The 13,584-nt window shown below is 48.6% G+C and carries 15 protein-coding genes; 10 read left to right on the top strand and 5 right to left on the bottom strand.

Going from position 1 to position 13,584, the window contains the following annotated elements:
* A partial coding sequence (locus tag JF818_RS01385) for a tRNA (cytidine(34)-2'-O)-methyltransferase (protein ID WP_304944998.1) occupies window positions 1-112 on the bottom strand: 112 nt, incomplete at its 3' end.
* 135 nt (window positions 113-247) lie between these two features.
* Here JF818_RS01385 and JF818_RS01380 point away from each other — a divergent pair.
* The gene (locus JF818_RS01380) at window positions 248-1,078 is read left to right on the top strand and encodes an undecaprenyl-diphosphate phosphatase (RefSeq protein WP_198890203.1); all 831 of its coding nucleotides are present in this window, start codon (window positions 248-250) and stop codon (window positions 1,076-1,078) included.
* A gap of 1 nt (window position 1,079) precedes the next feature.
* A complete protein-coding gene (locus JF818_RS01375) occupies window positions 1,080-2,237 on the top strand; it encodes a sugar MFS transporter (protein WP_198890202.1) in 1,158 nt (385 codons plus the stop codon).
* On the opposite strand, the gene JF818_RS01370 is transcribed toward JF818_RS01375, so the two are convergent.
* On the bottom strand, window positions 2,234-2,623 hold the full coding sequence (locus JF818_RS01370) for a YbaN family protein (RefSeq protein WP_198890201.1): 390 nt from the start codon (window positions 2,621-2,623) through the stop codon (window positions 2,234-2,236). The two genes, JF818_RS01375 and JF818_RS01370, sit on opposite strands and share 4 nt — an antisense overlap.
* Window positions 2,624-2,741: 118 nt before the next feature.
* Here JF818_RS01370 and JF818_RS01365 point away from each other — a divergent pair, with 118 nt between their 5' ends.
* Complete coding sequence (locus JF818_RS01365) at window positions 2,742-4,427, top strand: 2-oxoacid:acceptor oxidoreductase subunit alpha (RefSeq protein WP_198890200.1); 1,686 nt, start codon at window positions 2,742-2,744, stop codon at window positions 4,425-4,427.
* On the top strand, window positions 4,424-5,275 hold the full coding sequence (locus JF818_RS01360) for a thiamine pyrophosphate-dependent enzyme (protein ID WP_198890199.1): 852 nt from the start codon (window positions 4,424-4,426) through the stop codon (window positions 5,273-5,275). The genes JF818_RS01365 and JF818_RS01360 overlap by 4 nt, the downstream gene beginning before the upstream one ends.
* Here the strand turns inward: JF818_RS01360 and dinB are convergent.
* The 3 genes from dinB to JF818_RS01345 are packed head-to-tail and all read right to left on the bottom strand — an operon-like array spanning window position 5,256 to window position 8,991.
* Window positions 5,256-6,440 (bottom strand): DNA polymerase IV, encoded by a 1,185-nt coding sequence (dinB, locus tag JF818_RS01355; protein WP_198890198.1) that lies wholly within the window; start codon window positions 6,438-6,440, stop codon window positions 5,256-5,258. The genes JF818_RS01360 and dinB overlap by 20 nt on opposite strands.
* Window positions 6,437-7,513 (bottom strand): D-alanine--D-alanine ligase, encoded by a 1,077-nt coding sequence (locus JF818_RS01350; RefSeq protein ID WP_198890197.1) that lies wholly within the window; start codon window positions 7,511-7,513, stop codon window positions 6,437-6,439. Before JF818_RS01350 ends, dinB begins: the two co-directional genes overlap by 4 nt.
* The gene (locus JF818_RS01345; RefSeq protein ID WP_198890196.1) at window positions 7,504-8,991 is read right to left on the bottom strand and encodes a Mur ligase family protein; all 1,488 of its coding nucleotides are present in this window, start codon (window positions 8,989-8,991) and stop codon (window positions 7,504-7,506) included. Before JF818_RS01345 ends, JF818_RS01350 begins: the two co-directional genes overlap by 10 nt.
* A 112-nt stretch (window positions 8,992-9,103) precedes the next feature.
* Here JF818_RS01345 and JF818_RS01340 point away from each other — a divergent pair, with 112 nt between their 5' ends.
* The 6 genes from JF818_RS01340 to JF818_RS01315 form a co-directional block, all read left to right on the top strand.
* Window positions 9,104-10,177, top strand: a complete 1,074-nt coding sequence (locus JF818_RS01340) for a hypothetical protein (protein ID WP_198890195.1) — start codon at window positions 9,104-9,106, stop codon at window positions 10,175-10,177.
* Window positions 10,178-10,256: 79 nt separating this feature from the next.
* Entirely contained in the window at window positions 10,257-10,436 is a 180-nt protein-coding gene (locus JF818_RS01335) for a hypothetical protein (protein WP_198890194.1), read from the top strand.
* Window positions 10,437-10,496: 60 nt separating this feature from the next.
* The gene (murC, locus tag JF818_RS01330; protein ID WP_198890193.1) at window positions 10,497-11,945 is read left to right on the top strand and encodes a UDP-N-acetylmuramate--L-alanine ligase; all 1,449 of its coding nucleotides are present in this window, start codon (window positions 10,497-10,499) and stop codon (window positions 11,943-11,945) included.
* Window positions 11,942-12,811, top strand: a complete 870-nt coding sequence (locus JF818_RS01325) for a YicC/YloC family endoribonuclease (protein WP_198890192.1) — start codon at window positions 11,942-11,944, stop codon at window positions 12,809-12,811. The genes murC and JF818_RS01325 overlap by 4 nt, the downstream gene beginning before the upstream one ends.
* Before the next feature lie 11 nt (window positions 12,812-12,822).
* Complete coding sequence (cmk, locus tag JF818_RS01320; RefSeq protein WP_198890204.1) at window positions 12,823-13,347, top strand: (d)CMP kinase; 525 nt, start codon at window positions 12,823-12,825, stop codon at window positions 13,345-13,347.
* Window positions 13,334-13,584 (top strand): hypothetical protein (locus tag JF818_RS01315; protein WP_198890191.1); only part of this gene is annotated, 251 nt, incomplete at its 3' end. The genes cmk and JF818_RS01315, both read left to right, overlap by 14 nt.

Below are 13,584 nucleotides of genomic sequence, written 5' to 3'. Positions count from 1 at the left end.
ATCCAAGAGGATGCACCAAGTGCAAGGTTGCACCAACGGCTGCACATGTCCGTGCAATATTTCCGGTATTTTGTGGTATCTCTGGCTCAAACAGGACAATATGCAGTGCCATGCTCCTCTCCCTTACACGGCAAATCTATCATTTGCAGGGAATCAACACAAGGTGGGGGAACTTATGCATGGACGAATAACCAATCTTGTAAAGCAGAACCGTTTGCTTTAGACTTGCTCAAGGTTGGAGGGGTATATGTTTCAGGAAGGTTTGAAATCATTGCTTTTGGGAATTGTACAGGGGATTACTGAATGGCTTCCCATCAGCTCAACGGGACATCTATTGCTTTTGGATGAAGTGATTCATCTCAGTTTGGGCGAGGACGCAAGAGAACTCTTCTTTGTCATCATCCAGCTTGCATCAATACTTGCCGTGATTATCCTGTATTTCTCAACGTTGAACCCCTTCACCAAGGGTAAGGATGCCAAACAGAAGACTGAGACCTATATTCTCTGGTTGAAAGTAATCATTGCCACGATTCCTGCTGGAGTGATAGGAATCTTGATCGATGATCTGATGGATACCTACCTTTATCGGTGGGAAGTGGTTGCCATTGCACTCTTTGCCTACGGTTTGCTCTATATTGTGCTTGAGAAAGGAAAGTGGGGTAAAAGGGAGCACCGTGTAAAGGAGCTTTCCGAAATTACCTACCGTGATGCATTATCCCTTGGACTCTTCCAGATGCTTGCCCTGATCCCGGGAACCAGCAGAAGTGGTTCCACCATACTTGGCGGGATCATCATCGGGATGGAACGGTCGGTGGCTGCAAAATTCTCATTCTTTATGGCTATACCGGTCATGGCAGGAGCCTCCCTCCTGAAATTGATCAAGTTGGGACTCAGTTACAGCACAGAGGAGTATCTCCTGATAGGTATCGCTTTTATTGCCTCCTTCCTTGTATCCCTGCTTTGTATCAAGGCATTGGTTGCTTATGTCCGTCGTCATGACTTCTCTGCCTTTGGCTATTACCGTGTTGCTCTTGCGGTCCTGGTAACGGTCTATTTCCTTACATGGGGAGCTGCTTGATATGACTCTTTTAGTGGTTATCTATCTTGCCTTCATCAGCCTTGGATTGCCTGATGGTGTATTGGGCAGCATCTGGCCGGTCATGCAACAATCACTCGATCTTCCCTTCTGGAGTGCTGGACTTATTGGGGCGACATCTTCCATCGGCACGGTGGTCTCAGCTCTTATGAGTTATCGGATGACCAGTCGATTTGGGACGGGAAAGGTGACCCTCGTCAGTGTAACGATGACAGCTGTTGCTCTCTTGGGATTCTCCTTTGCCTCATCGCTTCCTATACTCATGCTGTGGGCAGTTCCCCTTGGGTTGGGTGCTGGTTCAGTTGACTCAGCGCTCAACAACTATGTTGCACTGCACTATGAAGCGCGCCATATGAACTGGTTGCACTCCTTTTGGGGCTTGGGAGCAAGTGCAGGCCCTGCAGTCATGGGACTTGCCCTCTCCTTGCAGCTTGGGTATCGAAGCGGGTATCGGATACTCACCCTGATGCAAACACTCCTGGTATTTGCGTTGATAGCTTCTCTGTCCCTCTGGGTAGATCCCAAGGGGAAAAGGGAAGGAGAGCATCATGCAGTCCATCAGAAGGGGTCTCTTCGTCATAAGGCACTTCCCTTTGCCCTGCTCTCTTTCTTTTTCTACTGTGCATTGGAAATTTCCACGGGACTATGGGCGGTTAGTTATCTGGTCCAGGTGAAGCAGTTGCTTCCATCCGATGCTGCCTTCTATGGTTCTCTGTTCTTCCTTGGGATAACTGTGGGAAGAATGGCAAGCGGTTTCATCAGTTACCGATTGAGTAATATCCGTATGATTTTTCTGGGATTGTTTCTCTGCCTTGTCAGCATTATTGCCTTGTTCTTTGCCTCCCTGATCTTTGCCGGACTCTCCCTCTTGTTGCTTGGTTTGGGATGTGCTCCCATATTCCCGAGCCTGATTCACCAAACCCCACGAAGTTTTGGACCTGAGTTGAGCCAGCGAATCATTGGCCTACAGATGGCCAGTGCCTATATTGGAAGTACGGTCACCCCTCCACTGTTTGGGTTGGTTGGGTCTTATGTGGGATTGCAGTGGATGCCCCTCCTGCAAGGAAGCATTTTGGTCTTGCTTGTCTCCAGCATCACCATTCTGGTGTTGCTTACCAGGAATAAGGAATACTCAGTCTAGTTCGCTACCTCAACGTGTTTTGGTTTGATGGTTATGATATGGATGCTGACAATGGTGGCAATGGTTGCAAGCATGATGATCAAGGGAAGCTTTCCTACAAGGTAAAAAGTGATCCCCATACCAATCCATAGCGTTATAAGTGCCTTGACCTTTGCTTTTTTCGGAATTCCTGTCCCTTTTCGATAATGCTTCAGGTAAGGACCCAATATCCTGTTCTGTTCCAACCAGCCTCCGAGACGTTCACTGGAAAAAGAGAAGAGAAGTCCTGCGAGCAGTACAAATGGAGTGGTAGGAAGTACCGGTAAAAATACACCTATACCTCCCAGGACTACTGAGATGATTCCAAAGAAAGCCAGTATGAGACGTAGTACCTTATTTCTAACCAAGAGCGTTGCTCCTTACCAATTGTGTTTTTTCAATACTATGATAAGATAAAGAAATACAAAAGCAAAGTAAAGAGCTAGGAATTGTAATGGTTGCTAACTCACAGAAAAGGAGGTCTATATGGAACGACAATCATACAGTATTGTCCTTTCCGCAGAAGCTGGCCAAGGGCTCCAGACCATCGAGTCCTTGTTTATCTCCTTGTTGCAAAAAAGTGGGTACCATGCATTTATTGCAAAGGAACTCATGAGTCGTGTCCGTGGAGGGAACAATACCTCTGAGATCAGGATTGCACCAAAACCTGTACAGGCCTTTGTTGGCCGTATTGATGTACTGATCGTTCTAAGTAAGGATGGTCTGGACCGATTGCTTGATCGCATTGATGGGGATACGCTTATCATTGGTGAAGAGGACTACATCACAGCACAAAAGACAGACGCCCGCTTGTATGCGGTGAATGTCAAGGAGCAGATGGAGAAACTCGGGAGTCAACTTTACACCAATACCTTCTTTATCGGAGTGTTGAGCACACTCTTCTCATGTGACGAGAGCATTGCACATTCCTTGCTTTCCGAACAGTTTTCCAGGAAGGGAGAGGATATCGTTAAGAACAACATCAAGGCTTTCGATTTCGGAAAGGGGGCAGCTGAGAAGAGTGATTATCACTTCTCGGTAAAACGCGATGAAACTGTTACCACGATGAAGGCCATCAAGGGATTTGAAACCATCGGAATCGGAGCCCTCAGTGGAGGCTGCAACTTTCTTGCTTCCTATCCAATGTCACCAGCAACCAGTGTTATGGTTTATCTTGCGTCCCATGAGCGCTCACACTCTGTGTTGGTGGAGCAGGCAGAAGATGAAATTGCCGCCATCAATATGGCTCTCGGCGCGTGGTATGCAGGAGCAAGGGCTATGGTTACCACCAGTGGAGGAGGGTTTGCCTTGATGAGTGAAGGTATCAGTCTTTCAGGTATTACCGAGACCCCTGTGGTTGTTCATCTTGCACAGCGCCCAGGGCCGGGAACAGGATTGCCGACACGTACAGAGCAAGGTGATTTGAATCTCGCACTCTACTCCGGACACGGAGATTTCCCCCGTGTCATACTTGCCCCGGGTACCTGGGAGGATGGGGTGTTGCTCACCCATAAAGCCTTTGAAATTGCTGATGCCTATCAGATTCCGGTCTTCGTCTTGACTGATCAGTACTATCTGGATGGCGAAGGGATCATGGAGAAGGTAGATTTCTCCAAGTTGGAAAGGACGAATCATGTAGTCAGGAGTGAATCCACTTACAAGCGCTACAAGATAACCGATTCAGGCATCTCCGAACGAGCAATACCAGGTCAGGGAAAAGGCTTTGTCTGTGTTGATAGTGATGAGCATACTGAAGATGGACGAATAACTGAGAGTGCCGCTGTTCGCCAAACTATGATGGACAAGAGAATGAGAAAACTCTCTGCCTACCAGGATATTGAACCAAGAATCATTGGCGATGAGAACTCCGATACCTTGGTGGTGGGGTGGGGATCGACCTATGGTGCAATCAAGGAGGCTGTTGAAGAGCTCGGTGATGATAACCTTGCTTTTGCTTTCTTTCCTCAGGTCCATCCACTCCCTTCCCGAACAAAAGAACTATTGGATTCAGCAAAACACCTGATTCTTGTGGAGAACAATGCTTCAGCCCAATTCGGTCAGTTGATCAGAAGGGAATTGGGAATAACCTTTGATACGACCATCCTGCAGTACAACGGGAGTCCTTTCAGCGTTGAGCAGTTGGTCGAACGTATTGGGGAGGTCTTGGCATGAAACAAACCCGATTTGATCTGAACAATGATATTGCTTGGTGTCCTGGTTGTGGAAACTTCTTATTACTTCAACTGCTCAAGGAAACCCTTGATGAGTTGGATGTTGATCCTACAAACGTTGTCATCTCCAGCGGGATCGGTCAGGCAGCCAAGATGCCGCAGTATGTGAATACCTCATTCTTCAATGGTCTGCATGGAAGAGCGCTTCCGGTGGCAACGGCAATTTCACTCACCAACCCTGAGCTGTTGGTGATAGCAGAGGGTGGGGATGGAGACATGTACGGAGAAGGGGGGAACCACTTCATCCACACTGTTAGAAGAAACCCAAACATTGTGCATTTGGTACATAACAACATGGTGTATGGTTTGACCAAAGGCCAGGCAAGTCCTACCAGCCAGAGGGGATTCAAGACACCTCTGCAGACTGAAGGGGTCATTCTGGAGCCCTTGAACCCATTGGCACTTGCCATCACCTTGGGAGCTGGGTTTGTTGCCCGTACCTTTGTAGGAAACCGTGAGCTGACCAAGGAGGTGATCAAGCAAGCCATTGCCCACAAGGGGTATGCCTTGGTTGATATCTTTGATCCCTGTGTATCCTTCAACAAGGTGAATACCTTCGCCTGGTATAAGGAACACAGCTATGTCCAGAGTGATGATTGGGATGCCTCAGACAAGTTGCAGTCACTAGCAAAGTCGATGGAGAGTGACCCGTACCCCTTGGGTGTCTTGTATAAAAATCCTGAGGAACAACCATCCCTCACAGAGATGCATCCCGCTTATCAGGAAGAGGATACCCCGCTTTTCAAGCGCAAGCGTAGTGTTCAGGAACTTACTGCTCTGATGGAGTAGTTGTTTCGAGGTTCTTGGCTTTGAATACCTGCTTGCCCTGTTTCTGCAAGGCAAGCACCACCTGCTCAATCTTTCGCTTTTTTTGATATGGATCCTCGAAAAGTTCTTCCTGCAGAGGACGGCTGCCTTCATAGAGCTGATATAACCCAACCCCTATCAATCTGATAGGGGTGCCGTCATGCCATTTCTGCAACAGGAGCTGTTTTGTCAGATGATAAATCTGTTCAGCACTGTAGATGGTACCCTGTGGGGTGATCTGAAGGGTGTATGTAGTAAAATCAGGTAGTCTTACCTTGATTCCTACGGTCCGGCCGATTTTTTTCTCTTCCAATGCCCGGAACATCACCTCATGACTCATGGATAGCAGGGTCTGTTCCAGGATGGAAAGAGAGGAGACATCGCTCTCAAAGGTTGTCTCAGTAGAAATGGAATGACTTTTCGATTCACCAGAGAAGATTCCAGGATCAATGCCTCTGCATGCAAGATAGAGAAAGTGTCCCATGCTTTTCCCGAACAGTGATTGTAGTGAGTCCATGGTAAAAGAGCGTAGTTCTTCGGTTGTTCTGATGTGGTGCTTTGCAAGCAGTGCTTGGGTGACCTTTCCCACACCCCAGAGTTTTTGCAGACCCACTGCATCGATAAAGGCAATCTCCTTGCCTTGGGATACCCTGCATAGTCCGTCTGGCTTATCATAGTCACTTGCCATTTTTGCAATGAATCGGCTGGGACCAATCCCCACAGAAATGGTCAGCCCTGTCTCCTTCTTGACACGTTCTTTCAGCAATATTCCTGCCTGACGGGGAATGCCAAACAATCTTCTTGTTCCCGTCATATCAAGGAAGGCTTCATCGATCGATATCTGTTGCAGATCAGAGGAGAACTCCTTAAGGATATCCATGACTTGTAAACTGACTTGGTTGTAGCGCTCCATTCTAGGCTTTACCACTACTGCATGGGGACAAAGACGGCGTGCCTGTGCCATTGGCATGGCGGAGTGGATGCCATACTTTCTTGCCTCATAGCTTGCAGTGGCAACCACTCCTCTGGAACTGTTGCCTCCGATGAGCAGGCAAGTGCCAGCGTAGGCAGGGTTGTCGAGCACCTCAATCGCTGCATAGAAGGCATCCATATCTACATGAAATATGACAGGTTCCAAGTCACTCATTGTTTTGGCGGTGTGAAACAACGCCCTCGCTCCTCTCTGTTTCGTTGTATTGCGTGGTTTATCAGGCTGGTGACCACGCTCGGTAGATCAAATCCGATCGAAGCCATCAAGACAGGGTAGTGACTAAGCGCAGTCATGCCCGGGCTGGTATTGATCTCATTCAGGTAGATGGATTCTCCTTGGACGAAGAAATCAACCCTCGCATACCCATCGGCTTTGATCGCCAAGAACGCAGTACGTGCATACTCCCTGATTCGGTTCTCCATGGAAGGTGGCAATCCAGAAGGAACGCGGATATGCGCTGTATCGACCTGCCCATACTTATGGGCATAGCTCAAGAACCCTTCTTGCTCTCTTGCCGGGTCTATGACACTTCCCGGTCCTGCAACATGCAGGGTACCGTCCTCTGTTCTCAGTATGGCGCACTCTACCTCGACGATGGACTTCATGTATTGCTGCACCAGCACCCGCTCACTGTATCTTCCTGCATCCTCGACAGCTTCCAGAAAATCGTGATATGTCGCATTGATCAGCGCTCTCACACCCACCGACGATCCTGCATTCTCTGGTTTGATGAACAGGTCCTGGCCGTGAGTGGCACAGATGGTTTGGAACAGATCGCGGTTGAGTGTTGTCATCTGGTAGCAGTCAATGGTGGAAGAGGGAACTGTCGGGATGCCATGAGCCGAAAACAGGGTTGAGGCGATGGCCTTATGCATACCGATTGCACTACTGAGCGTATCACACCCACAAAGCGGTATATTGCAGAGCAGGCAAGTTCCTTGTAGGTTTCCATCCTCTCCCTGGTAGCCATGGGTGGTTGCAAAGGCTGCCCTGATCTGGAGCTTCTCTTCTCCGTGGTATATACCCAAACCTGGCCTAAGATTCAGTGGTTGGGTTGTATCAAATTCACTATTCAGCGTTTGTTGCAGGAACCATCCACCTTGGATGGTGATGGCTATCAAATGGACCGAATAACCAGCACGGAGAAGCGCTTGATGAATCGTGAATGCACTGTTGATGGAGACCTCATGCTCTGCTGAACGTCCCCCATAGAGTAATGCTACTTGCATTGTCTTCTCTGCTCCTCGGCTCTCAATGCATTCTTTACTTCAGTAATTTCATCCCAGGGGATTTTTTCCGAATCTCTCTCGATGGTCTTCTCGTGTCCTTTTCCCAAGAAGAGCAGGGTATCTCCTGTTTGAGCAAGGGAAACTGCTTTACGGATTGCTTCCCTGCGATTCTCAATTTCGAGAACGGTACAGGAGGGATTTTGCATCAGGAAACGAAGGTCGCTGAAGATTGCTTGGTTCCCTTCATACCTAGGGTCCTCCTCGGTAAGGATAATGGTTGAGCAGTACCTGTTTGCAATCTTTCCCATAGGGGACCGTTTGGTAGTATCTCGTTCACCTGCTGAACCAAATACAGCAATCAGGTCACCTCCCTCACTGGTTCGTTTTGCAAAGAAGAAGATACCTTCATATGCATCTTCAGTGTGGGCAAAATCGATGATTGCACGTACCCCAAGGGTGTTCTCGATCAGTTGCATTCTTCCCTTGACCGGTTCAATGAGTTCGATAAGGTCAAGCAGGTCCTCAGCAGGCTTTCCTACAAGATGTGCAGCACAGAACACTGCAAGCAGTGAGTTGGTTGCCAGGCTGGGAAGCAGCAATGGTGTATGGACTCTTTTTCCCAAGATTTCCACCACCACTCCCTGGTATCCCATGAATTCTATCCGCATTGGCACATCCTGGCCAAGGATGATTGCCTTTTGGGTAGGGGAGAGAGCTTCGGTAAATGCGCTGATCCTGGCATTGTCGGTACTGCTCACCAATATTCCGTTCTCCTTGAGTGCCCGGACCAGGTTGACCTTTGCATTGGTGTACTCCTCCAGGCTGTGGTGGAATTCAAGATGTTCACTCGTTACCTTGGTGATGATGGCAGCGCTGAATTCAATACCCCCAAGCCGGTCAAAGGTCTTGCTCAGTGCATGGCTTGTGCACTCCAAAACCACGTGGGTTACTTCACTCTGGGTACATCGATACAGGAACTCCTGTAGTTGGTCTGCCTCCGGTGTGCTCTGGCGGAAGGGGGAATCTTGCTTTCCTGACCCATCATCCATATTGACGGTGGTCAACAAACCTGTCTTTATTCCTTGCCTCTGTAGTATCTGGTAGAGGTAGTCGCTGGTGGTGCTTTTCCCATCCGTGCCACTTACTCCAATGATGCTCAGTTTCTTCTGTGGATAATCATAGAATGCAGAACACATCAGTGCAAACGCTGTATGAGGGTGTTTTGCCGTATAGTAGTGAACAGAGGCAGGGAGCCTAGGGCGTAGGTTTGTTTCCTCTGCAATGATACATACAGCACCATTGTCTATTGCGTCGTTAATATAGTTGCTTCCATCAGTTCTGAGGCCACGGAAGGCAAAGAATACTGAGTGAGGTTTGCACATCCCTGAGTGTTGGCAAATTTGATCGATGGTCTGTGTATCGGGAACGCTCGTATCGTTGATACCGATGGCGTTTAAAAGTGTCCGTAACGTTTTCATGTCTCTATGGTAACAGCAGTGTGGGTATAACCACAATAGAAAGGTTCAGCAAGTATTGGTGTCCTTCTTCTGTTTTTTTTGCTATGCTGAAAAGGAAGGAGCAAACGATCTGATGAGACGATGGATATTGGCTGGAGTGCTGGCAATACTGCCTCTCACTTTCCTACAAGCATTCCCCTTGGATTTTGCATCGACTGCTTCCTGGGGTATGGGAAGTGCAGGTCTTGCACTGGACTATGAATCAGACTCTTTTGTTGCAAATCCCGCATTGCTGGCACTTCCTGGGCGGGAGGATACTCATCTGCTTGCCTCCTTGCGCTATCAGGACCAGATAGAGACCTCCTACCTGGTGAACAATGAACCGAATCCAAGGCTGGTGCAGCCTATAGCCGACTGGACCGTCAGTTTCAGTGCAGGTAGTCTCGCATTCACTGTCCAGAATCGTAACAGCTTGCTGGATAGACAGATTGACTCTCCGCAAACCAGATACAATGGCCACAAGATTACGATGTTCCAGTTTGATTGGGCTACCGGTAGGGCTCCATTCTATTTTGGGGTATCTGTACGAGCTACCGCAGAGAGTGATCGAGCGATGATAGAGATCAGGGATGACAGAACATTTCTTGACTATATTGTAGAGACCTCCATCGGGCGTTATGAATCCCTGAACAACAGTTCCAATGTTGCTTTCGGCATGGGATTGCTGCTCGATTACCAGTGGTTCAAGATGGGTGTGGTAAGCAATCAGTTTGCCTATGCCCGAGCTGATGATACCCTTATTATCAGCGGTGACTCAGTACTCAAGACCCTGGACTGGGGGTTTTCTGTCAGTTCCCCGACCTATGATGCCTCCAATCAGTTGCATCTTGTAAAATTGCAAGGGGCCTATGATTTCCTGAATATTGGAAGTGATGAGGATCGCCAACTTCGTCTTGGCGTCTCGATGAAACTGCAACTACTGCCAACCTGGTCTGTCAGCCTTCTCTTCGGATACCAGGAGGAGAAACCAAGCCCCTCAGATCTCCTTGCTATCAGTTTCAGTAGGGGATTGCAAACCATATCACTTGATGCACAGTTGGATACACTTAAGATTGGCCTTGGGTATGGGTACCCTACTGCCTGGTATGTGGGATCCTCCACTGATATCAATCCTCGCTTCGTAATTTCCCTTGCGCTAAGCTTGTAATTGTTCGTACTTGACATGCAACGTCGACCACCAGTATAGTCAGATGAGTGAACATTTGAACCTGTAAGGAGTAATGTATATGTCCAAAGCACATAGAGGTAGTGGTATTCGCAATGAAGAGGTGAAAGGTGGCCGAGGCGAGTGTCCCGTTTGTAAGAGAACTGGTGTAAAGGTGCTCTACGAGGTAACCATTGACGGTGAAAAAGCCAAGGTTTGCAAGCCTTGCAACGCCCACCTCAAGGCTGCAGCCTCAAAATAAGGCACCATCCTTGAAGCTGAGACTGTCTTTCGTGGCAGTCTTTTTTTATTGGAGAACGTAATGCAGAAAATGGGAACTCACTTGTTCTTGGTAGGCATCAAAGGGACCGGCATGTCCAGTCTGGCATTGTTGCTCCAGTACTGGGGGTTCTCTGTCTGTGGCTGCGATACCTCCGAGATATTCAGCAGTGATGCTGTGCTCAACGATGCAGGCATTGTTGTATATGAAGGGTTTGAGGCGTCATTGCTCCCTCCTGATACAGACGGGATAATCTTCAGCAGCGCCTACAGTGAATCGCTGCCGATTCTCCGGGAAGCGCATAAACGTTCCATCCCCCTTTATTCCTATCCAGAATACCTTGCTTATCTCAGCAGACAACAGGATAGCTATGCTGTTGCTGGAACACACGGCAAGACAACCACCTGTTCGGTTGCCACCCATTTGCTCAAGCATGCATGTGATGGGCGATTCCCCTTTTATGCTATCTATGGAGCCCCACAGGAAGATATGGCAGGGGGAAGGGAGTGTGCACTCTTTGAAGCGTGTGAGTACCAGGACCACTTTCACTCCTACAAGCTTCGTGGTGTGTTGATTACCTCGGTGGAATATGACCATCCTGACTATTTCTCTTCCGAGGAACAGGTCATGAGAAGCTTTGAGATCCTTGTTGACAACCTGCAGGGTGGCGGCTTCCTGATCTATTGCAGTGATGATCCTGGAGCAAGTGCAATTGGCTCCTATGCAGAGAAAACACGCCCTGATCTGAGTATACTCAACTATGGATTTTCCTCCAACGGGCCCTTCAGGATAGAGAAGGGTACAGCCGATACCTATAGGCTTGCCTTGCTTAAGAACCTGTCATTTTCTGTAACCAGCAAAGCGAAAGCACTGGTGGATGACCATGTGGGAGCATTGGTGCTCTCCCTTGCCATGCTGCTTGACCGAAGCGAACCCAAACTCTATGTAGAAGACAAGGGACTTATCACTGATGAGGTATTGCCCACCCTTGCCTCCCATTTCTTGCCCCATCTTGCAAGTTATCAAGGATGCAAGGGAAGGACGGAGGAGCTGTTCAGAGATGGGGAAGTCATCTACCTCGATGACTATGCCCATCATCCCAGTGAGATAAAGACTTCCCTGGAAGAGATTCGTCTTCGCTATCCAGGATATCCACTTCTGGTGATCTTCTCTGCACATACGGCAAGCAGGACCTTTGCCTTGTTGAAGGAATTTGCTGAAGTGCTTGCACAAAGTGACCAGCTTATCCTCCAGAGTACCTATGCATCAGCCAGAAAAGATGGTTCAGATACTGACGACCCTGCCTTGATATTATTCTCCCTGCTCAGGAAATCCATTGGGGATGGGGTGGCCTATGCACCAAGTGATGAAGCAGCCATGGAGATTGCAGCCGCTTGGTTGCAAGAGCGATGGTTGTGTATTACCATGGGTGCTGGTAATAACCGGTATTTGGGACCGAAGATTGCCAAAATCCGAAGGAGTCACCAATGAACAGCATGACAGGATACGGATTCTCTGAATCCGTGTGCGAGAAATTCCAACTCGCAGTCGAGTTGAAGTCATACAACAACCGATATCTCGATATCAATCATAATATACCTTACTACCTCTCTCCCTTTGAGATTGAGATCGACAATAGGGTGAAGGCCGTTGCAAAACGTGGTCATGTTGAGGTGAACATCCGGGTCAAGAATCTGGTCAGTGATGTCCGTCTTACGGTCGATCCTACTGCTGTCAAGCAATACACCGATGCATTTGCTCAAATCGCTGCACTCTCTGCCAAGGCTCTAAAACCCCAACTCTCGGACTATCTTGGTAGTGAAGGGGTTCTCTCCAGTGTAACCGAGAGTGATAGTGAGCAGTATCGGCTCCTGCTTTTCTCCACTTTGGAAGAGGCTCTCAGCCAACTCGCAGAGAGCAAGCAACGGGAAGGTAATTCCACCAAAGCTGACCTGAAAAGGTTGGGAGAGGTTATCCAGGCGGGATTGGATGTAGTAAGCAGTCATGCCGATGAACTGGAAGAGTTGGTCAAGACGAACCTTAGAAGTCGTTTCGAGGAGAGTCTGGGAGACCAGAACTATGATGAAAACCGTATTCTCAGTGAAGTTGCGGTAATGCTGGTCAAGTATTCGGTGAGTGAGGAGATCAAGCGTCTTTCCATCCACTTGAAGGAGTACTTCTCTCTCCTTGAGGAGACAGAGCCTGTGGGCAAGCGCCTCGATTTTCTCTGTCAGGAGATGAATCGGGAGATAAACACCATTGGAAGCAAGAGCCAGATGGTTGAATTGAACATCCAAGTGGTCAGGATGAAAGATGGATTGGAAAATATCCGCGAGCAAGTCCGCAATATCGAGTAACGGGGGAAATGGTGCGTATAGCAATCAGTGGAAAGAGCGGCTGTGGGAATACCACGGTTTCCAGCAAGGTAGCCCAAGCATTGGGCTTTGAGATGATAAACTTCACATTCCGAAACCTCAGTGAGGAGAAGGGAATTGATTTCTGGCAGTTCTGCAAGCTGGCTGAACAGAGTGATGAGTATGACCTGGAGGTAGACCGCCGACAGGTTGAGATGGCACTTGCAAGAGAAAATTGCGTGCTGGGTAGTCGTTTGGCCATCTGGATGCTCAAGGAAGCTGACTTGAAAATCTATCTTACTGCCACTACAGAGGAGCGGGCAAGACGTATTACCGAGCGCGAAGGCGGTTCCTATGAGAAGCGTCTCGAGCAGACAAAGATGCGTGATGCCAATGACAGTGCCCGTTATCTCAGGCTCTATGGCATTAACAACAGCGACACATCAGTCGCCGACCTGGTGATTGATACCACCGAGTTGCAGTCCGATGAAGTAGCTAAACGTATCATAGAAGAGGCAAGGAAGCGTGAAACACAGTAAGTTGTTCATCACTCTATGTATTGGTATTCTTTTTGTTCCTTCTCTCTTGTCGGCAGGAACCTTCCTGGGAGTCAGCCAAGGGTTGGAGTCAACGACGCTTGAAGTGGGAATTCTTGGGCGGAGAGCTGAGCAACACCTCTTCTTCAGCCTTCCCACAATCAATGCGGCCCCTGAGGATTACTTCAAGGCTCCGGTACTGGGTGCGACAATTTCTGTAAGAACCCTCCGATTCAAGCC

The sequence above is a fragment of the Sphaerochaeta sp. S2 genome, assembly GCF_016406725.1.
Lineage (GTDB): Bacteria > Spirochaetota > Spirochaetia > Sphaerochaetales > Sphaerochaetaceae > Sphaerochaeta.
Note: the sequence above shows the minus strand (reverse complement) of the source record. Positions and strands in the feature narration are given on the sequence as shown.

Bases quoted from the DNA above. Each gene is read 5' to 3' on its own strand.
- JF818_RS01380 (WP_198890203.1), top strand. From the start codon at position 248: ATGTTTCAGGAAGGTTTGAAATCATTGCTTTTGGGAATTGTACAGGGG.
- JF818_RS01350 (WP_198890197.1), bottom strand. From the start codon at position 7,513: ATGCAAGTAGCATTACTCTATGGGGGACGTTCAGCAGAGCATGAGGTC.
- JF818_RS01375 (WP_198890202.1), top strand. From the start codon at position 1,080: ATGACTCTTTTAGTGGTTATCTATCTTGCCTTCATCAGCCTTGGATTG.
- JF818_RS01345 (WP_198890196.1), bottom strand. From the start codon at position 8,991: ATGAAAACGTTACGGACACTTTTAAACGCCATCGGTATCAACGATACG.
- dinB (WP_198890198.1), bottom strand. From the start codon at position 6,440: ATGAGTGACTTGGAACCTGTCATATTTCATGTAGATATGGATGCCTTC.
- JF818_RS01335 (WP_198890194.1), top strand. From the start codon at position 10,257: ATGTCCAAAGCACATAGAGGTAGTGGTATTCGCAATGAAGAGGTGAAA.
- JF818_RS01360 (WP_198890199.1), top strand. From the start codon at position 4,424: ATGAAACAAACCCGATTTGATCTGAACAATGATATTGCTTGGTGTCCT.
- JF818_RS01365 (WP_198890200.1), top strand. From the start codon at position 2,742: ATGGAACGACAATCATACAGTATTGTCCTTTCCGCAGAAGCTGGCCAA.
- JF818_RS01325 (WP_198890192.1), top strand. From the start codon at position 11,942: ATGAACAGCATGACAGGATACGGATTCTCTGAATCCGTGTGCGAGAAA.
- JF818_RS01340 (WP_198890195.1), top strand. From the start codon at position 9,104: ATGAGACGATGGATATTGGCTGGAGTGCTGGCAATACTGCCTCTCACT.
- murC (WP_198890193.1), top strand. From the start codon at position 10,497: ATGCAGAAAATGGGAACTCACTTGTTCTTGGTAGGCATCAAAGGGACC.